Origin of the sequence: Streptomyces sp. NPDC005803 (assembly GCF_040630435.1) — a bacterium.
GTDB lineage: Bacteria > Actinomycetota > Actinomycetes > Streptomycetales > Streptomycetaceae > Streptomyces.
In genome coordinates this window covers 135,913-155,110 of record NZ_JBEXXO010000021.1, presented here as the reverse complement: position 1 = coordinate 155,110, position 19,198 = coordinate 135,913, and the positions used below count along the sequence as shown (strand labels likewise).

General features: G+C 71.8%; 13 protein-coding genes and 1 tRNA gene. 8 read left to right on the top strand and 6 right to left on the bottom strand.

The features are described 5' to 3' along the window. Positions 1-24 precede the first annotated feature (24 nt). Positions 25-594 (top strand): ATP/GTP-binding protein, encoded by a 570-nt coding sequence (locus ABZ454_RS27615; RefSeq protein WP_356323078.1) that lies wholly within the window; start codon positions 25-27, stop codon positions 592-594. Then, a complete protein-coding gene (locus ABZ454_RS27610; protein WP_356323031.1) occupies positions 591-1,181 on the top strand; it encodes a GAF domain-containing protein in 591 nt (196 codons plus the stop codon). The genes ABZ454_RS27615 and ABZ454_RS27610 overlap by 4 nt, the downstream gene beginning before the upstream one ends. 23 nt (positions 1,182-1,204) lie before the next feature. Here the strand turns inward: ABZ454_RS27610 and ABZ454_RS27605 are convergent, their stop codons facing one another. The 5 genes from ABZ454_RS27605 to ABZ454_RS27585 all read right to left on the bottom strand — a co-directional run bounded on the left by ABZ454_RS27605 (position 1,205) and on the right by ABZ454_RS27585 (position 9,267). Next, on the bottom strand, positions 1,205-3,142 hold the full coding sequence (locus ABZ454_RS27605; RefSeq protein ID WP_359541858.1) for a DUF2264 domain-containing protein: 1,938 nt from the start codon (positions 3,140-3,142) through the stop codon (positions 1,205-1,207). 32 nt (positions 3,143-3,174) lie between these two features. Next, entirely contained in the window at positions 3,175-5,586 is a 2,412-nt protein-coding gene (locus tag ABZ454_RS27600) for a polysaccharide lyase 8 family protein (protein WP_359541856.1), read from the bottom strand. Between the two features lie 21 nt (positions 5,587-5,607). Further along, complete coding sequence (locus tag ABZ454_RS27595) at positions 5,608-6,966, bottom strand: M60 family metallopeptidase (RefSeq protein WP_359541854.1); 1,359 nt, start codon at positions 6,964-6,966, stop codon at positions 5,608-5,610. A gap of 157 nt (positions 6,967-7,123) precedes the next feature. Continuing rightward, positions 7,124-8,218, bottom strand: a complete 1,095-nt coding sequence (locus ABZ454_RS27590) for a LacI family DNA-binding transcriptional regulator (protein ID WP_359541904.1) — start codon at positions 8,216-8,218, stop codon at positions 7,124-7,126. A 62-nt stretch (positions 8,219-8,280) separates the two neighbouring features. Next, positions 8,281-9,267, bottom strand: coding sequence for a hydroxyacid dehydrogenase (locus tag ABZ454_RS27585; protein WP_359541851.1), 987 nt, complete (start codon positions 9,265-9,267; stop codon positions 8,281-8,283). Between the two features lie 340 nt (positions 9,268-9,607). Between ABZ454_RS27585 and ABZ454_RS27580 the strand changes: the two genes are divergently transcribed. The 5 genes from ABZ454_RS27580 (at position 9,608) to ABZ454_RS27560 (ending at position 16,951) form a co-directional block, all read left to right on the top strand. After that, entirely contained in the window at positions 9,608-10,612 is a 1,005-nt protein-coding gene (locus ABZ454_RS27580; RefSeq protein ID WP_359541848.1) for an ABC transporter permease subunit, read from the top strand. An 82-nt stretch (positions 10,613-10,694) separates the two neighbouring features. Then, positions 10,695-11,555 (top strand): carbohydrate ABC transporter permease, encoded by an 861-nt coding sequence (locus tag ABZ454_RS27575; protein WP_356323074.1) that lies wholly within the window; start codon positions 10,695-10,697, stop codon positions 11,553-11,555. 52 nt (positions 11,556-11,607) lie between these two features. Further along, positions 11,608-13,281 (top strand): extracellular solute-binding protein, encoded by a 1,674-nt coding sequence (locus ABZ454_RS27570; RefSeq protein WP_359541845.1) that lies wholly within the window; start codon positions 11,608-11,610, stop codon positions 13,279-13,281. Then, positions 13,281-14,756 carry a M1 family metallopeptidase gene (locus ABZ454_RS27565; protein ID WP_359541842.1) on the top strand — a complete coding sequence of 492 codons (1,476 nt, stop codon included), beginning with the start codon at positions 13,281-13,283 and terminating at the stop codon, positions 14,754-14,756. The genes ABZ454_RS27570 and ABZ454_RS27565 overlap by 1 nt, the downstream gene beginning before the upstream one ends. Further along, positions 14,753-16,951 (top strand): right-handed parallel beta-helix repeat-containing protein, encoded by a 2,199-nt coding sequence (locus ABZ454_RS27560; RefSeq protein WP_359541840.1) that lies wholly within the window; start codon positions 14,753-14,755, stop codon positions 16,949-16,951. Before ABZ454_RS27565 ends, ABZ454_RS27560 begins: the two co-directional genes overlap by 4 nt. A gap of 78 nt (positions 16,952-17,029) precedes the next feature. Here ABZ454_RS27560 and ABZ454_RS27555 read toward each other — a convergent pair whose 3' ends face one another. Then, positions 17,030-17,752 (bottom strand): TetR/AcrR family transcriptional regulator, encoded by a 723-nt coding sequence (locus ABZ454_RS27555; RefSeq protein WP_359541837.1) that lies wholly within the window; start codon positions 17,750-17,752, stop codon positions 17,030-17,032. Positions 17,753-18,628: 876 nt separating this feature from the next. Here ABZ454_RS27555 and ABZ454_RS27550 point away from each other — a divergent pair. Continuing rightward, a tRNA-Pro gene (locus ABZ454_RS27550) sits at positions 18,629-18,702 on the top strand. Positions 18,703-19,198: the final 496 nt, after the last annotated feature.

Sequence of the window (19,198 nt, the reverse complement as noted above, 5' to 3'; positions counted from 1 at the left end):
GAAGGCTTTCCCGTCGCGCTCAAGGTGCTGGTGGCGGGCGGTTTCGGCGTCGGCAAGACGACGTTCGTCGGCGCGGTCAGCGAGATCGCTCCCCTGAGCACGGAGGAGCTGCTGACCCAGGTCAGCGCGGCGACGGACAGCCTCGAAGGCATCGAGTCCAAGACCTCCACCACCGTGGCGATGGACTTCGGCCGCATCACGCTGGACGAGCAGCACGTGCTCTACCTGTTCGGCACGCCCGGACAGGAGCGCTTCTGGTTCATGTGGGACGAACTCTCCCAGGGCGCGCTCGGAGCGGTCGTGATCGCCGACACCCGGAGACTGGAGGAGTGCTTCGCGGCCGTCGACTTCTTCGAACGGCGCGGGATCGGATTCATCGTCGCGGTCAACGAGTTCGACGGCGCGTTCCGTTACGGCCCCGACGAGGTCCGGGCGGCCCTCGACCTGGCGCCGGCGGTCCCGGTCGTCCTCTGCGACGCCCGCATCGCCAGTTCGGGTACCGGCGCGCTGGTCACCCTGGTGCAGCACCTCATCAACGCAACCGCCGAACCCGCCCCCCTGACCGGCCACGGAAGCTACGGAGCCCATCCGTGACGAGCCCGCACGCCCTCGGGCGGCTGCTGCTGACGCCCGTCGACAGCGATGCCCAGGTCCGGACCCAGCGGCTGCGCAGCCTCGGCCTGGGGGAACGGGCCGACGCCTCGTTCGACAACTTCGACGCCTTCGCCGACCGGGTGGCCGAAGTGACCGAAGTGCCCTTCTCGATGGTCAGCTTCATCGACGGGAACCGTCAGTTCTTCGCCGGACTGCACACCCCCGCCGGCACCTGGAAGGGCTCCGACCTGGGGGCGGCGGCAGCCGGCAGCGGCCGCAGAGGCCGGTACGTGGCCCTCGACCACGGCTACTGCCCGCACGTCGTCGTCCGGCGCAAGGCGCTGGTCCTGGAGGACGTGTGCGACTATCCGCGGTTCGCCGGCAACCCGGTCGTCGACGGCATAGGCATCCGCTCGTACCTCGGAGCGCCGCTCCTCGACCGCACGGGCATCGCGTTGGGGGCGGTCTGCGCCGTCGACGTGGTGCCCCGCCCGTGGGGGCGGGCGGGGCTCGACACGATCAAGTCCCTGGCGCAGGAGCTCGTCCGGCACATCCACCGGAGGGAGGACAACATCCTCGGACTCTGAGACCCCGGACAACGCCTCCGCCGTCAGGCCTCGACCGTGCGGCCGTCCAGGAAGGTCAGCAGCACGGAGTCCGCGTCCACCCGCACCCGCACGGCCGTGCGCAGCGCCTCGGGATGGACGCTGTCGCGGGACAGTACGACGAGCGAGACGTGGATGCTGCGGCCGCCCGCCCGGGGCGCGCTGCGCAGGTAGGGCACCGCCGAGTGGGGACCGTACGCATTGGACTCGGCGTCGCGCGCCACGGCGGCGCCCTCCGCGCCCCCGTCCCACCCGTACAGTGCGACCAGGGCGCTGCTCAGCCCGTCGGCCGTGCGCGCATGGGCCCAGTCGGGCCCCGACGAGGCGAACGGGCTCCGCGCGTGCGCGACCGCGTGCCCGCCCTCCCGGACCACCGCGCCCTCGGGCGCCTCGACCCGGTGCACCCGGACCTCCCACGGGCCGTGGAGCACACTCGTCGTCTCGACGCGGTACGCGTGCTCGTCACCGGGCAGCCGCGCCGCCGACCAGGACGAGGCGACGCGGTCCTCGCAGCGCAGTGGATGGATCCGGCGGCGCCGGGACGCGGTGCCGTCCGGGGCGAGCAGGGCCAGGTGGCCGTCGACGGTGCGGGCCAGGGCGTGCGGGGCGGACTCGGGAGCCGTCGCCGTCGAGTACGCGAGCTTCGTGTAGTGCGGATCGTCCTCACCCGCGCCCCGGTCCGGATCCGCGCCGGCTTCCAGGTCCGCGGGGTCCGGAGCGGGCGGATGGTGGTCGCTGCCGTGGTTGACGAGGCGGACGATGCCGTCGTGCCGGGTACCGTGCAGCAGCCAGCCGGGGGCGGGCATGGCGAGGTAGGTGTCGGACTCCTCGACGGGCAGCGGGAGTTCGCGCGCGGTCCAGACCTCGTGGTCCGGGGGGAGCAGCAGACCGAGGAAGCCCTTGCTGGCCCAGTACGGGGACGCGGGGCCGGAGTACGGCTGGGTGGACGGCAGGAAGGTGTCGTACCACCCGAGCGTCAGCAGCCCCCGTTCGTCCGGCACCCCCCGTTCCGCGAAATGCCGCAGCGTCCCCGAGGCGAGACGGCGGGTCAGGCCGGGAGCGAGCGGCGTGCAGTCGGCCAGCGCACCCATCCACACGGGGGCCAGCGCGGCGAACCGGTAGGTGAGGGAGCGGCCCTGGTGGACCGGGGCGCCGTCGGCCCCGAAGAAGTGCTGGTAGTCCTCCAGGAACCGGCTCAGGCGCTGCCGGTACACCGCGGCCCGGCCGCCGTCCGGGCCCGCACCGGCGATCCGGGCCCACAGCAGCGGGTACAGATGCATGGCCCAGCCGATGTAGTAGTCGAAGTTGCGGCCGTCCCCGTCGGTGTACCAGCCGTCACCGACGTACCAGTCCTCGATCCTGTCCAGCCCCTCCTCGATGTCCGGTGCGCTGTACGGGGCTCCCACCGAGGCGAGGAACTGCTCGGACACCACCTGGAAGAGCCGCCAGTTGTTGTCCCAGGTGCGGCCGCCGACGAACCCGGAGAACCAGTCGACGACCCGCTCCTGGACCTTGGCGTCCAGCCGGTCCCAGATCCACGGCCGGGTCTCGTGCAGCGCCACCGCGACCGACGCCGCCTCCACCATCTGCTGCGAACAGTCCGTCAGACGCGGCCAGGCCTCCCCGCTCGCGGGGTCCGTGCCCGCCGCGAGACCTGCCGCGTACCGCTCGGTCAGGGTGGGGTCGACCGCCCCGCCCGCGCCCGCGATGCGGCAGGCGGCGAGCAGGAACGACCGGGCGAAACCCTCCAGCCCGTCGGACACCACCCCGGACCAGCTGCCGCGCCCCGGCAGCCGGTACTGGGCGAACCCGGGGGTGGCGTACGGCGTCAGGGCGTCCAGCATCCGGTCGGCGGTGGCCTCCCAGTGCGCCCGGGTCCAGCCGGTGCGGGAGGACAGGATCCGGTCGGTCGGCGGCAGACGCAGATGCGGGGTGACGGACATGGGGATGCTGCTCCAGGGATCGGTGCGGGTGGTTACCGGACGAGTTCGGCGCGGTGCGTGTGGCCCCGGGAGCCGCCGACGGCGACGGTGAGGACGGGCCTGGCCCCCGGGGTCAGGGTCACGGTGCCGTCGGACGCGGCCGACGAACGGACGCGGAAGGGGAGCTCGACCGAGACGGCGGTCTGCGTCCGGCCGGGGTCGGCGACCGCGACGGACACCCGTGCTCCCCGCCGCCGCACGAGGACCGACGCCGGCCCCGACGCGGTGATGCCGGCGGCCGAACCGGCACCCCAGAAGTGCACCGCGGTCAGTCCGGTCCTGCGGTCCTCCACGGCCTGCGCGGTGGCGTCGTTCGCGACGATCCGCACCGGCTGGGAGCGCGACCAGACGGCGGTGGCCGCCGCTGACGCGCCGGGCAGCATCACATAGGCGTACCCCGCGTCGGTGGGGGAGATCCCGTGGTCCACCCACAGCGTGACGTAGTGGCGGCTGACGGGATCGGTGCTCCCTCCGGTGTCCGCCCCGATGTTGATCGCCCGCCAGGTGCCGGTGCGCTGCTCACGCAGGACGTGCAGGGGGGTCGGGCCGGGGAAGACGTAGCCGCCGGCGCCTTCGAGGTGTGCCCAGCCGGCCCGGCCCGACCGGTCGGTCCTGCCCCGGCCCGCCGGCCGGGGCACACCGTCCACCAGCAGACGGCCGTGACCGTCCGCGCCCAGGTTGCGGTTCTCCACGACCGTCTCGACCGTCCGGCCGTCGCTCGCCGTGATGCCCGCGCCGAGCGCGACCACCGCGTCGTCGAGCAGGAACCACGATTTCCTGGCCCGCAGGGTACTGCCCGGGGCGCCCGTCACCTCCATCGCGGCTGCGGTGTGCCTGCCGTCCAGCACCGCTCCGCCCGCGACGGCGTTCGCCGGCCGGTAGGTGGAGGTCCCGTCGCCGGTGCCGAGATCGGCGCGTTCGCGCGTGTCGACCGTCGTGCCCGGGAGGCGGTACGGGTCGACGGTCGGCCAGAAGCCGTCGTTGTACTGCCCCAGGCCGTCGCCGTCGTACAGGTACGTCATGCCGTCGCCGGTGTACCAGCCGTGCAGATTCTCCCCGTTGCCCGCCTCGTACGCGGAGATCCGCCGGGACGACAGCGACAGGGCGCAGGCCCAGCCCGGGCGGCGGTGCACCACGCGGTCCATGTCGGCGAAGACGAAGCTGCCCGTGGTGCGGGCCCCGGCAGGGACGGCCGGGTCGTCCAGGACGGCTTTCGCCAGAGCGATCTGGGGGAGCGTGGCCAGAGCGGCGAACGGGGTGGTGCGGTTGCGGGTCAGCCAGCCCTTGGCCAGCGCCCGCCACCGCGCCGCCCGGTCCGCCGGCGCCCCCGAGGCCAGGAGCAGGATCGCCGCGACGGCCGTCGTGCCGTCCCGGTGGTCGCCCGCGCGCTCCCGGGACACGGCGCGCCCGCGCACCGCGTCCATCATCAGCCCGTCGAAGATCACCGGGGCGAAGCTCCGCTCCACGGCGTCGTACATCACCGACACCCGCGGGTCGGTGACCGCCCACGGGGAGCCGGCGAGGAGCGAGAGCAGATAGGCGGCGCCCCCGAGCAGCACGGTGCCGTACGAGCCGGTGTACGCGACCACACCGTGCTGGACGAACGAGCCGTCCTCGTAGAATCCGTCCCCCGAACTCGTATAACGGAAGAGGCTGTTGCGGCCCGCGTCGCGTACGTCGGAGAGTGCGTCGCGAGCGGACGCCACCTTGGCCGCGTCCTTGCCGAGCAGCCCCCGCAGCGCGACGATCACGGCCTTGTCGCTGCGGTTCGCGCCGGTCTCGGCCAGGGTGGGGGAGTTGGTGCGGCGGTCCGCGTCCGGGCAGAAGCGGTCGACGACCGTCAGGTAGTCCGCGAGGTCGCCGGCCGGCAGCCGCCCGCGCAGAAGGACGCAGCAGTCCATCAGCGCACGCGGCGCACCGATCTCCCAGAACCACCAGTTGCCGCTCTCCCGGGCCCCCGGGTGATAGGCGGTGTCGTGGGTGAACCGCAGTGCGGAGACGAGGGCGCCGGCCGCCTCCGCGTCGCCCGACAGCGAGGTACCGGGGGTGGCCCACGCGGTCGCGAGCGTGCGCAGCCTCGTATAGCTCTGCCCGAAGTTCCCCGGAGCGGTGAGGGGAGCGAGATCGGCCCACAGCGCGGTGCGGCCCGCGCTGCGGTCCAGCGCGTCCCACAGCCCCCTCGCGGTGGTGTCCAGGGCGGCGACGCCGGCGGCGAAGTCCGGGTCCGACGGGTCGAACGCGCCCCCGGTCAGCAGGGTTTCGGCCCGCGCGAGCAAACCGTCGACCTCCTCGTCGGCGCTCCGCGCCCTGTGGTCCGGCTCCGCGGCCCGCGCCGCGCCGGCGGTCAGGACTCCGGACACGGTGGCGCCGCCCGCCGCCAGGAGGGTCCTTCTGCTCAGCTGCATGGTGACTCCTTCTCCGCGCGGTCAGTCGGTGAGGGTGCTCGGGTCGACGGGCGGCCGCGGCAGGCTGAGGGCCGCCAACTCGGCCCGGCCGACGGCGTCGATGGGGAACGCCCAGGTGTTCACGAAGAAGTCGGTGAGGTCGAAACCCGCGATCCGGCTGGAGTAGGTCGCCAGCGCCCGGTAGCGCTTGTCGTTCTCCGTGTAGTCGGACTGTGGGTTCTCCTCGCGCACCAGGCGGTGCAGCCGGGGCCAGAAGTCGTCCCCGAAGGCGAGCTCCAGCTGACGCAGCGGCACCAGCTTCTCGTACGCGCCGAAGGACTTCTCGTACGTCAGGCCGGCCGTGCCGAACTTCGCCCGGGAGGTCTGGAAGACGGTGAGACCCGTCTTCGGGTCGACGGTGAGCAGGTTCGACGGCTGCTTCAGGGTGCGCTGCGCGGCCAGCGAGTAGATGTTCACCGTGACCTCGGTCAGGCCGCCCGGCTTGTACGCCATCTGCTGGTGCAGGTGACCGAGTTCGTGGTACAGCCCCCAGCCGCGGGTGCGCAGTCCCTCCACCGTGGTCGCCCGGTCGAGGTAGGCGCGCGGGAAGCCGTTGTAGCCGTGTGTGGCGTAGGCGCCGACGCCTGTGGGCACCTTGCTGACCTCGGTGAAGTGGTACGGCCCCGCCTTGCGCCGGTGCACCGGCTTCGAACCGTCCAGCCCGCTGATCCGGGCGTGCGAGTCGATGATCGTCTCGACCAGGCGGAGCAGCGCGGCATGGTCCTCGCCGCGGTACAGCAGCGCGCCCTCACGGGTCAGCGTCAAGATGGTGTTCGGGCCGTGGAGCTCCACCCAGGGCGAGGCGGTCAGGGTGTCGAGCTGCTGCTGGTACCCGGCCTCGGTGGTGCGGCCCAGAGTGAACACCGGCATGGGCGCGGTGCCTGAGCGGAACAGCACGCCCGCCCGTTCGCCGTCTCCGGTGAGCGTCAGATAGACCGGACCGCCGTGCGGGTCGGTCACGGTGTTGGCGCCCGCGGTGAGCGGGTAGCCGCGCGGTTCGGTGATCTCGCCGTAGTAGTCCCAGGCGCCGATCCAGAGCGTGGGCACCAGGCCGTCGTGCGGCTGGACGGTGAGCGAGAGCGGGGCGCCGGCGGGGGCGTGGAGCCCGGTGGGCTGGAACTCCGAGCCGCGCAGGGCCTGGGCCAGCCGCAGCCGCTCGGCCTCGGCGGCCGGGCGGGCGGTGACGGTCAGCGAGACCGGGCGGACGCCGGGGCGGCCGGGGGCGGCCTGGGCGGAAGCGGCGCCGGCGCCGAGTGCGGCCACCGCCCCCGCGCCCGCGGCGAGGACGGCACGGCGGCCGACCGTGGGGGAATCCGGGCTGGAGGAGCTGAACTTACGCATGCGGAACTCTCCCTGCAGAAACGAATGAGGGGCGGAAGCGTGCGGAGCGGGATGAGGCGTGCCGTCAGCATGTAAGCGGTTGCTGTCGGGCCGCAAGGGGAGTCGAGAAGTTACTGTGATTTTCTATGGCCAACTGGGGACAGGAGGAAGTAACCGGTCACATGCGGCTGGGCCTGCCGGCCCGGGGTGCGACGGAATCGCGTACCACGATGTGGGTGCCGAGCCGCAGCGCGCCCGTCGTCGGCTCACGCCAGTCGTCCTCGTCCCCGCCCGAGACGGCGAGCCGTACGGCCTGGCGGCCCATCTCCTCCAGCGGGACGTGGACGGTCGTCAGCCGGGGGCGCAGCTCCTGGGCGACGGGGATGTCGTCGTACCCCACCAGCGAGATGTCCTTGGGCACTCGCACGCCGGCCTCCTCCATGGCCTGCGCGGCACCTGCGGCGACCACGTCGTTGGCGGCGAAGACGGCGGTGAACTCCGGGCCGTTCCGCAGCAGTTCGGCCATCCTGCGATAGCCGAAGTTACGGCTGAAGGCGCCGGGCTGGACCAGCTCGGGATCGACGGTGATCCCGCGCAGCTCCAGGGCGCGCCGGTGACCGGCCAGCCGGTCCCGCGTGGTGGAGAGCCTGGGCGGACCGCCGAGGTACAGGATCCTCTCGTGGCCCTGCATCAGCAGGTGGTCGGTGATGGCGAAGGCACCGCCCTCGTTGTCGTACTCGACCGCCACGGTGGGCGCGGCCTCGCCCAGCGGCGGCCGCCCGCAGAGCACGAGCTTGGACCCGCCCGCGTCCAGCTCGCGGGCCCGGCGGGCCAGCTCGGAGGTGTAACCGCGGTCGGCGATGGACCCCCCGACCACCACCACCGCGTCCGCCCTGCGCTCGTGCATCAGGTCGATGAAGGCAAGCTCGCGCTGGGGGTCGCCCTGGGTGCAGCAGACCAGACAGAGCCGCCCGCCCAGCGCCGCCTCGCGCTCCACACCGCGCGCGATGTAGGCGTAGAAGGGGTCGATGACCTCGTTGACGATGATGCCGACGGTCCGGTTGGAGACGCCGGCCAGCGCGCGGGCGTGCGCGTTGACCACGTACCCGAGCTCGCGCATGGCCGACTCGACCCGTTCCCGGGTGGCCTCCGCGACGGGGTAGTTGCGGTTCAGGACGCGGGAGACGGTGGCCGTCGACACGCCTGCGCGCCGTGCGACGTCGGTGACCGTCGCCCGCCGCTGTCCGTCCGCTGCCGTGCTCTGCCGGCGCATCCGGCTCACCCCCTGGTGGCTGTCGTGTGACGCCGAGCCTAGAGCCTGCCGGGGAACGGTGCTCATGCGATCCTCCCCAGGTCGGCCCGGTGCACGGGATGGGTGAAGGGCTCACCCCGCGCGTACCGTGCCAGCTCGTCGACGGCGAGCGCCCCCAGCCGGCCCACCTCGTTGCCCTGGGCGCCCGCGAGGTGCGGGGTGAGGAAGACGTTCGGCAGGTCCCACAGCGGGTGGCCGGCGGGCAGGGGCTCGGGGGACGTGACGTCCAGGACCGCGTCGAGCCGCCCGCTGACCAGGTGTCCGGTCAGCGCCTCGGTGTCCACCAGGGTGCCGCGCGCCGTGTTGACGAGCAGGGTGCCGGGGCGCATCAGGCCGATCCGGCGCGCGTCGATGATCCCCCGGGTCTCCGGGGTGTCCGGGGCGTGGACGGTCACCACGTCACTGGTCGCCACGAGGGTGTCCAGGTCCGTGCGGGTCACCCCGAGGAGCCCGGCCTCGTCGGCGCTCACGTACGGGTCGTACAGCAGCACCTCCGCGTCCAGGACGCGCAGCAGCTCGATCACCCGGCGGCCGATGCGGGACGCGCCCACCACCCCGACGGTCAGCCCGTGCGTACCGAGCCAGTGCTGCCGGTCGAGGTCGGCCCCGGTGCGGTGGGTGCGGCGGGTGCGGTAGAGCCCCGCCAGCGGGAACACCCGCTTCGCCCCCATGATGATCGAGGCCAGGGTGAACTCCGCCACCGGTACGGCGTTGGCCGCGGCGGCCGAGGAGACGACGATCCCGCGGTCGAAGGCGGTCGGCGACAGGAACGTCTTCACCGTGCCGGCGGCGTGGATCACGGCGCGCAGCCGCGGTGCCCGGCCCAGCAGGCCGGCGTCCACCGGGGGACAGCCCCAGCCGGTGAGCAGCACCTCCGCGCCGGCCAGCGCCCGCAGGGCGCCGCTGGAGGTGAACTCGCTGATCAGGGACGGATCGAGGAGCTCGGCGGTCTCCTCCAGACGGGCCCGGACGTGGGGCGGGAAGACATCGTCCAGCAGGCCGGGGCTCATGACCAGGACCGTGCGCGGGCGCCTCTCGGGCGGGGCCGCAGCATCGGTACCGGGACGAGCCGGCGCCTCTTCGGTGGTTCGCACCCTGCCTCCGGACAGTAATCGCGTTCTATGGAATGACCGGCACGCTAAGGAGCGCGATGGGTGACCGTCAAGCTCTGCCACCGGCCAACTGTCCAATTTATGGGCACATTCAGGCCCCAAAGGGTGCGGAAAACCTTGCGGTGAGCACGGCGTAACAAAGACGTTCGTCCGGATCCCTTGACGCTTGGGTTAACCGCTTACTAACTTGCCGCCGCAGAAGGCACACCACGCGCCACCCAGCCGAACAGGACGCACCATGGCTGACACAGCACCCCCGTTGCCGCGGGAAAAGCGGCGGAGGCGGGCCGGGGAACCCGCCCCGCCGGCCGGCCTCGCCCCACGCCGGCTGACACTCGGGCAGCGGATCAAGCGCGACCGGGTGATGCTGCTGCTCACCCTGCCCGGCCTGCTCTACTTCGTCGTCTTCCACTACGTCCCGCTGCTCGGGTACGTGGTGGCGTTCCAGGACTACCAGCCGTACCTCGGCTACATGCACAGCGTCTGGGTGGGCTTCTCCAACTTCTCCGACGCCTTCGCCGAACCCGCCTTCTGGAGCGCGACGTTCAACACCCTGGAGATCGCTCTCGTCCAGCTGGTGTTCTTCTTCCCGGTCCCCATCGCCCTGGCCCTGCTGCTCAACAGCATCGCCAGTGACCGGATCCGGCGCTTCGTACAGAGCGTCGTCTACCTGCCGCACTTCATCGGCTGGGTCATCATCGTCTCGATCTTCCAGCAGATCCTGGGCGGCGCCGGCGTGCTGCCCGACGTGCTCGGCGGCTTGGGGCTGCCGCGCTACGACATGATGAGCGACCCCGACGCCTTCCCCTGGCTGCTGACCCTCCAGGTGGCCTGGAAGGACGCCGGCTGGGGCACCATCATCATCCTCGCCGCGCTGCTCAACATCGACCGGCAGCAGTACGAGGCCGCCGCGATCGACGGCGCGGGGCCCCGGCGCCGCCTGTGGCACGTGACGCTGCCCGGCATCGCCCCCGTACTCATCCTGCTGCTGATCCTCAACCTCGGACAGATCCTCTCCGTCGGCTTCGAGCAGATCCTGCTCCAGCGCGACGCGGTCGGCCCGGACGCCGGTGAAGTCCTCGACACCTACGTCTACTACCACGGCATCAAGGACAACGACTGGGGCGTCGCCGCCGCCGTCGGACTCGTCAAGGCGGTCATCGGCACCGCACTCGTGCTGGGGGCGAACAAGTTCGCCCACCGACTCGGCCACGAAGGGGTGTACCGCGGTGCTGACCGCTGAGAAGACGCGCGCCAGGACCCGGAGCACCGGTCCGGCGCCCCGCCCCGCCTCCGTCCGCACGTCCGACGGGCGGCCCCCGTGGATGGAGCGCCCGACCCGCGTCGGCCAGACCGCGAAAGCGGTCGCCGTCGTGGTGGTCGTCCTCGCCGTGGCCTACCCGCTCGTCGGCGTCATCGGCACGAGCTTCGCCTCGCAGACCGACATCATCAAGAGCTCCGGCCTCGTCCTGTGGCCCGACCACCCCACCCTGGACGCCTACCGCACGATCTTCACGGGGGGCGTCGTCACCCGGGCGCTGTTCGTCTCCGTCGGCATCACCGTGTTCGGCACCCTCGCCAGCCTGCTCGTCACCGTCGGCATGGCGTACGGCCTCTCCCGCCGCGAGGTCACCGGGTCGCGCTTCATCCTGATGACCGCCCTGTTCACGATGCTGTTCAACGCGGGCATCATCCCGAACTTCCTGCTCGTCAAGGGACTCGGCCTGTACGACACCTACGCGGCGCTCGTCATGCCCACCCTGGTCAGCGCCTTCAACCTGGTCGTCCTGCGCTCCTTCTTCATGAACCTGCCGGAGGAGCTGTACGACGCGGCGAAGGTCGACGGGGCCGGCGACTTCCGCATCCTGGTGCGGATCGTCCTGCCGTTGTCCAAGGCCGTCCTCGCCGTGATCAGCCTCTTCTACGCGGTGACGTACTGGAACGCCTTCTTCAACTCGCTGCTGTACCTCAACGACTCCGACAAATGGCCGCTGCCCATGGTGCTGCGCACCTACGTCCTCCAGGGCCAGAGCCTGAACGCTGCCTCCGCGGGCGAGGTGCTCGCCCCGCAGCAGGCCGTCCAGATGGCGGTCCTCGTGATCGCCGTCGTCCCGATCCTCTGTGTCTACCCGTTCCTCCAGCGCTACTTCACCAAGGGCGTGCTCACGGGCGCGGTCAAGGGCTGAGCGCAGCCGCCGCCCCCCACTCCTTCCACTGCCCCCTTCCAAGGAGATACAGGTGTCGAGCTCCACCCCCATCAATCGCAGAGCACTGTTCCGCATGGGTGCGGGCGTCGGTCTGGGACTGGCCGCCGCCCCGCTGCTCGCCGCCTGCGGCGACGGTGGCACGACCGCGAAGGCGGAGGCCAAGAGCGCCTCGCTGCTCCCGGACACCGCGGTCCGCAACATCGGCCTCGAGCCGGACCTGCCCGGCACCGCGGCGGGAGTCCCGCAGGGCTTCTTCAGCTATCCGGCCGAGCCGCTGCGCGCCACGAAGGGCACACCGCTCAAAGGCGCGAAGCCGATCAGCGCGACGATGGAGACCTTCTCCCCGCCGCCGCCCGCACGGGGCGGCAACGCCGCCTGGCAGGAGATCGAGAAGCTCCTCGGCGGCCAGGTGAACATCACGGCCGTGCCCGCCGACGACTACGGCACCAAGTTCTCCACCATGGTGGCCAGCGACAGCCTGCCCGACCTCTTCATGTATCCGGAGAGCGGAGGCGTCGACAACAAGTCCGGGTTCCTGCAGGCCAAGTGTGCGGACCTGACCCCGCACCTGGCCGGGGACAGGATCAGGGACTATCCCAACCTGGCCGCGATTCCGAAGGGCGCCTGGCAGGCCGCGATCTTCGGCGGGAAGCTCTACGGCATCCCGATCGCCAGGACCGGCACCGCCGGCGCCGGCGTCTACCGCCACGACCTGTTCGAAGAGGTCGGTGTCACGAGCCTCGACCAGATCACCGGACTCGACCGGTTCGTCGAGGTCTGCAAGGAGCTCACCCGGCCCGGCAAGGACCAGTACGCGATCATCGCGGGCGCCACCAGCATGCTCGCCATGTCCGCGGGAGCGCCCAACTTCTGGCGGCTCGACGAGAAGACCGGCACGTTCACCGCCGACCTGGAGACCCCGGAGTACCGCCAGGCGGTGGAGACGGCCCGGCTGCTGTACAAGGCCGGCTGCTTCTATCCGGGCACCCTCCAGATGTCCGGGGCCCAGAAGGCCCAGTACACGGACATGTTCAAGAACGGCAAGGGCGCCTACGTCTACGACGGGATGCCCACCTACCTGGCGCCCGGCGTCGGCTACATCGCGGCGATGAAGGCGATCGACAAGAAGTACGACCCGCGCCCGTTCGTACCGGTCGGCAAGGACGCCGTTGCCTGGATGGACAACGTCGCGCTGCAGAACACCCACGTCAGCAAGGCGTCGGAGGAACGGGTCAAGGAGATCCTGGCCTTCGCGGACTTCGCCGCCTCCCCGTTCGGCAGCCTGGAGTACACCCTCATCAACTACGGCGTCGAGGGCAAGGACTTCACCCGCGACGCCCAGGGCAATCCAGCGCTGACCAAGCAGGGCACCCAGGACGTCACCGTTCCCTGGAAGTTCGCGGCATCAGCGGTGCCCGCGGTCTTCAGCGCCGACTCCGAGCAGGGAGTGCGTCACGTCCACGACACCTTCACCCGGATGATCCCGATGATGGTGCCGGACCCGACGCTCCGGTACTCCTCTCCCACGTGGGACTCCAAGGGCTCCGGCAGCCTCGGCACGCTCAAGGGCGACGCGCTCAAGGACATCATCTCCGGCCGCAAGCCCTTGTCGGCCTACGACCAGCTCGTCAAGGACTACCTGGCCAAGGGCGGCGAGAAGGCCCGCGGGGAGTTCGAGGAAGCCTTCCAGAAGGGCAAGAAGTGATGACCGCTCCCACCAGCCGGCGCACGGCGCTCAGACTCGGCGGGGCGGCCGTCGCCGCGGCCGTGGCCGTCCCCGCCCTCGGCTCGCCGGCCCTCGCGCAGCCGCACGGCTTCGATCCGCGGCCCGGCTCGGACGGCGTCGGCGACCCGCTCTTCCCCACGCTCGGCAACGGCGGCTACCAGGTCGTCCACTACGACCTGACCTTCGACTTCACCCCGGTGACCTACGACTTCACCGCGACCGTGAAGATCAGCGCCAAGGCCACCCAGGACCTCTCCGCGTTCAACCTCGACACCGACGGCCACACCATCGAGTCCGTCACCGTCGCCGGCCGCCCCGCCACCTGGGCGCTCACCCCCGGCAGGAGCGGCCAGGAGCTGACCGTCACTCCGGCCCGCCCGCTCCACGACAGGCAGGCGTTCACCACCGAGATCCGCTACCGGGGCAACGGCAAGTCGCCCCGGCTCGGCCTCACCGGATGGAAGTTCGGCACCGACGGCGGCTTCGCCTCGGCCGCCCAGTCCTCACGCGCCGACACGTTCCTGCCCTGCAACGACACCCCGTCCGACAAGGCGACGTGGACCTTCCACATCAGCGCCCCCGAGGGCTTCGTGGCCACCGCCAACGGCGAACTGACCCACAGGACCCCGCGCGCCGACGGCTCCACCGTCTGGCACTTCGCCCTCCGCGAGCGCATGGCGACCGAACTCATCGGCATCGCCGTCGTCAAGGGCACCTACCTGTACGGCAGCAGCCACCGCGGCCTTCCCCTGCGGCACATCGTCCCGCAAGGCCAGGAGGACAAGTACGTCCCGATCGTGGCCCGCACGGCCGACCATCTCGCGTGGCTGGAGGCCAGGTTCGGCCGCTACCCCTTCTCCGTCTACGGGCTCCACATCTACGACGGCTACACCGACGCCCTGGAGAACCAGACACTCTCCCTCTTCTCCACCAACTGGTTCAAGCTCAACGCCGACGGCCGGCCCGGCTACGAGACGACCATGGTCCACGAGCTCGTCCACCAGTGGTTCGGCGACTCCGTCACCCCCGACGACTGGCAGCAGGCCTGGCTCAACGAGGGCCCCGCGGTCTACTACGCAGGCCTGTACGGCGAGGAGCGCGGCTGGTCCGTCTTCGCCGACAAGATGAGGTCGACGTACGAGAAGCTCGACGCGGTCCGCGCCGCCGACGGCCCGCCCGGACTCCCCAAGGCGCTCGGCGGCACCAACATCTACGACGGCGGCGCACTCGTCCTGTACGCCCTGAACCGGCAGATCGGCGGAGCCGCGTTCGACAGGGTCATGCGCGAGTGGGTGAAGCGGTTCAAGGACTCCACGTACACCAGTGAGGCCTTCATCCGGCACACCGTCGACGTCACCGGTGACCCGTCCGTCGACCCGTTCCTGCGCGACTGGCTCTTCGGAGCCGTCAACCCTCCCATGCCCGGCCACCCCGACTGGAAGGCCACCGCGTGAACCGCCCCATGAACCTCGTACGGGGAACCGCCGCCACCGCCACCGCGGTGTTCCTGGCCGCCCTCCTCGCCACCCCGTCCGCCCAGGCCGCACCCGGCGCCCGCCCCCTGTACGCGGCCCCCGACGGACACGGCACCTCCTGCACCGCCGCCCGCCCGTGCGCCCCCGAAGAGGCCCGTGACCTGGCCCGCACCGTGACAGGGCGCGATGTCCGCGTCCTCCTCAAGGACGGAACGTACCGGCTCGGCGAACCGCTGAAGCTCGGGGCCGCCGACTCCGGCGTCTCCTGGAGCGCAGCCCCCGGCGCGCACCCCGTCCTCTCCGGCGGCCAGGACATCACCGGCTGGCACCGGAACACCGACGGCACCTGGAGCGCAGGCGTCCCGGCCGGTGTCACCCCACGCCAGCTCTTCGTCGACGGCAAGCGCGCGGTCCGCGCCCGCGGGGAGGCCTGCGCGGCCGCCACGTGCGACGCCACCCGGACCGGCATGACGGGCGCCACCGCCACCGGAATCGACCGGTGGCAGCGCCCCACCGACGCGGAGGCCGTCATCCGGGTCCGCTGGCGCAACTACCACTGCCGGATCGCGGGCGTCAGCGGCGACACCATGACCTTCGCCCAGCCCTGCTGGACCAACTCGGCGGGCGGGACGAACCGCACCGGACCGGCCTGGGACACCACCACGGTCGACTCCACCCGCTACAGCGGTGTCGCCTTCTTCGAGAACGCCCCCGAACTGCTCGACCAGCCCGGGGAGTTCGTCTGGAACTCGACGGACCGCACGGTCACCTACCTGCCGCGCAAGGGCGAGAACATGCGCCACGCGCGGGCCGTCACGCCGCACACCGAAGAGCTGCTGGTCGTCGACGGCGCCCACGACGTCACCGTCAGCGGGATCGGTTTCGCGTACGCGGCGTACCGGCAGCCCGGCACCGACGAAGGCTATGCGGGCATGCAGGCCGGTCTCACCCTGACCGGCGCCACCGGCCCCGTCGATCACGCGGGCCGCTACTACACCAAGCCGGCTGCCGCGGTCACCGTCCGCGGCGGCCGGGGGGTGAGCATCGACGACGCCCGGTTCACCCACCTCGGCGGGGCCGGGGTGATCCTGGAAGCCGGCACGAAGGACAGCTCCCTGACCCGCTCGTCCTTCACCGACCTGTCCTCGGGCGCGGTGTACGTCGGCGACACCGAGCCGATGCCCGGCGCCGAACTCACCGGCGAGCGCAACACCGTCGCGTACAACACCATCAGCCGCACCGGCGTCGAGTACACCGACGCGGTGGGCATCTGGGCCGGGTACGAGGCCGAGCTGACCGTCGACCACAACAGCCTGGACCACCTCCCGTACTCCGGGATCTCCGTCGGCTGGGGCTGGAACCAGCCCGAGGCCCAGAAGTCCGTCCTGCGGGACAACAAGGTGACGGACAACCGCATCACCCACGTCATGGAGGTGGCGCGCCAGCAGCACGACGGAGGCGCGATCTACACCCAGGGCGCCCAGCCCGGAACCGTCCTGAGCGGCAATTACATCAACCGCTCCGCCTACGGCAACACCGAGCGTGACGGCAACGGCATCTACCTCGACGAGCAGTCCTCCCACATCACCGTCGAGAAGAACGTCATCACCCGCATCGGCTACAAGTGGGTCTCCAACTGGGCGGGTTACGGCATCGAGAACACCGCACGCGACAACTGGACCGACACCGCCGCCCCCGCACTCGGCGGCCGCGGCTCCGTGATGACGGACAACCTCACCGGGCTGGACCGGCTGCCCGCCGAAGCCCTGGCCGTCGCCGCACGGGCCGGCGCCCGCGGCGGCCCGGTCGAGCAGTTGCGCACCGACCTGGCCCGCACCGGCACGGCCACCCAGTCCTCCACCGAGGCGACGGCGACGGCGGCACTCGCCCTGGACGCCGACACCAACACGGACACCCGAACACTCTCGGAGGCGGGCGCCTGGTGGCAGGTGGACCTCGGCGGCGTCCACCACGTCCGGCAGGTGGAAGTCTGGAACAACTCCTCCTCCACCACGGCGGACTTCGACGTCGTGACGGACGACGGCACCGTCCACGTCAGCGGGAAGGCGCTCCGCCCCACCGTGATCGACCTCGACAGCCGGACCCGCACGGTCAAGATCGTGACCTCGGGCACGGGCCGGGTCGCCCTCTCCCAGGTGCTCATCCACCCCTGACACCCGCACCGCAAGCGGACGCCGGGCCGGCCCTCAGGCCGGTCCGGCCTTCGCGTCGCAGGGCAGACGCCTCCCGGCTCACGCCAGCGCGAACGCGTCCGCCAGCATGTCGGTCTGCGCGGCCAGCAGGGTGTCCCCGTCATGGCCCATTCCGGCGAACTGACCCGCCACCTCCAGACCCACCGAGCCGTGCAGCTGCGCCCACGCGAGCACCGCGCCGGCCAGCGCGCGCGCCGAGGCCGCGGGGTCGGCGGCGTCGGCCGCGTACTCCGCCACCCAGTCGCCCACAGCCGTCTCCGCCCCCAGCCACGCGGTCATCTGCGTCACCACCGGGGCCACACCCGGGCCCGGCGCCCCGCCCGCGAACAACGGCAGGAATGGTGCCAGCACGGCACGGGCACGCTCCAGCGTGTCGGCCGGCGCCACGTGTCCCGGCACCGGTGAGCCCTGGATCAGGAGATAACGGTGCGGCTCGCCGACCGCCCAGGCCCGGTAGGCCCCCGCCAAGGAGTGCAGCCGCTCCCGCGGGCTCCGGCCGGCTGCCTCCGACCGGGCCGCCGCCCCGCCCATGGCGGAGGCGGCATCGTCGTACGCGTCCCTGATCAGCGCGTTCAGCAGATCGTCGCGGCCGGCGAAGTAGCGGTAGAGAGCGGGACCGGACAGACCCATGTCCTTCGCGATCCGGGTGAGCGCGAGCGCGGCCACCCCTCCGTCGGCGAGCTGCCGCAGCGCCGTCTCCTTGATCTCCGTCCGGGTCTGCTCCCGGTAACGGGCCCGGGGCCCCTGCTGCGCCGTGGCCATTGCGGGCCCTTTCGCTAGGCAAGCTCACTTCTGTTACGGAGCCTAACGTTCGGTGTCGCGACGCCTCATCGCAAGAGTTACGGGGTCTAACGGAAGTGAGGGTTGATAGGGCTCCTTCGTATCCCAGGGAGCACACACGATGGCCGCGGCACATGACCTCCACGCAGTCCTCGGCGCCGGCCCCGCTGGTACCGCGCTCGCCGCCGAACTGGCCCGTCGCGGCCACCCCGGGCGGCTCGTCGACCGGTCGGGCGAGGGGCCCGCGCCGACGGGGGTCGACCGGTTCGCCGCCGACGTGGCCACCGCCGAGGGGGCCCGCGCGGCTGTAGAAGGAGCGGTCGTCGTCTACCACTGCGTGCACGTCGGCTACCACCGCCAGGTCGAGGTCATACCGAGGATCCAGCGGTCCGTGCTCGCGGCGGCCGAGGCGGTCGGCGCACGGCTCGTCGTCCTCGACACGTTCTATCCGTACGGTGAGACGCGGGGCGCTGTGATGACCGAGGGCACCCCGTGGAACGCGACCACCCGCAAGGGCCGGATGCGAGCGGAGCTGGACACCCGCTACCTCGCCGCCCACACCGAGGGGAGGCTGCGCGTCGTGCTGGGCCGGTCGGCCGACCTCGTCGGGCCGGGGGTGCTGAACTCCACGCTGGGCGGGGCGGTGTTTCCGGCCGCGCTGACCGGGGGAAGAGGTCCCGGCCGCAGTGGCAGGCGCACGGCTCCGCCCGCCCGCGCGCCGCTCACGCGGGACACGCCCGGCTTCGTCGGGCCGCCCGGAGATCCGGGGCGGCCGAAAGGGGTGCGTGACCACCTGTCGAAGTGCGGTATTGTTCTCATGCGCGTTCGGCCAGGGGAAAGCCCAGGTCAGACGGGTATCGGGACGTGGCGCAGCTTGGTAGCGCACTTGACTGGGGGTCAAGGGGTCGCAGGTTCAAATCCTGTCGTCCCGACTGGAGACAGTCGCAGGTCAGGGCCGGTTTCGGAGCAATCCGAAACCGGCCCTTGACCGTTTTTGGCTCGCGTCAGCCTCGGCTCGGGCGTGGCACAGGTCGCCTACGCTGCCGCCCGCCGCACCGCGCAGGAGCCCGTCGGGACCGGCGACTACGACTCCCTCGCCGAAGGCATGGCCTTCCCGGAACTCCACGCGCTGTTCTCCGAACCCCACCGACCTTGGTCGAGTCGGGAGGCGCGGCCGTGGCGGCCATCCTGCCGGCAGCGGTGCCCGTGGTCTCCACGAGCACGGCACCAGGGGACCCCCGCCCGGGCCCCAGGCGAAAGGGTTCCTCCCAAGGAGATGCCGGTGTGGTCGGTACGTGCCGCCCAAGGCGCTGGCGTCGGCGAGGGCACGTTCGAGTGCTTCGGGCGAGTGGCGGGCGGTGGTGGCGAGGTGTCCGGGGAGCGGCCTGCCGCACGGGCACGCATCATCTGGTCCTCGGGCACACCACC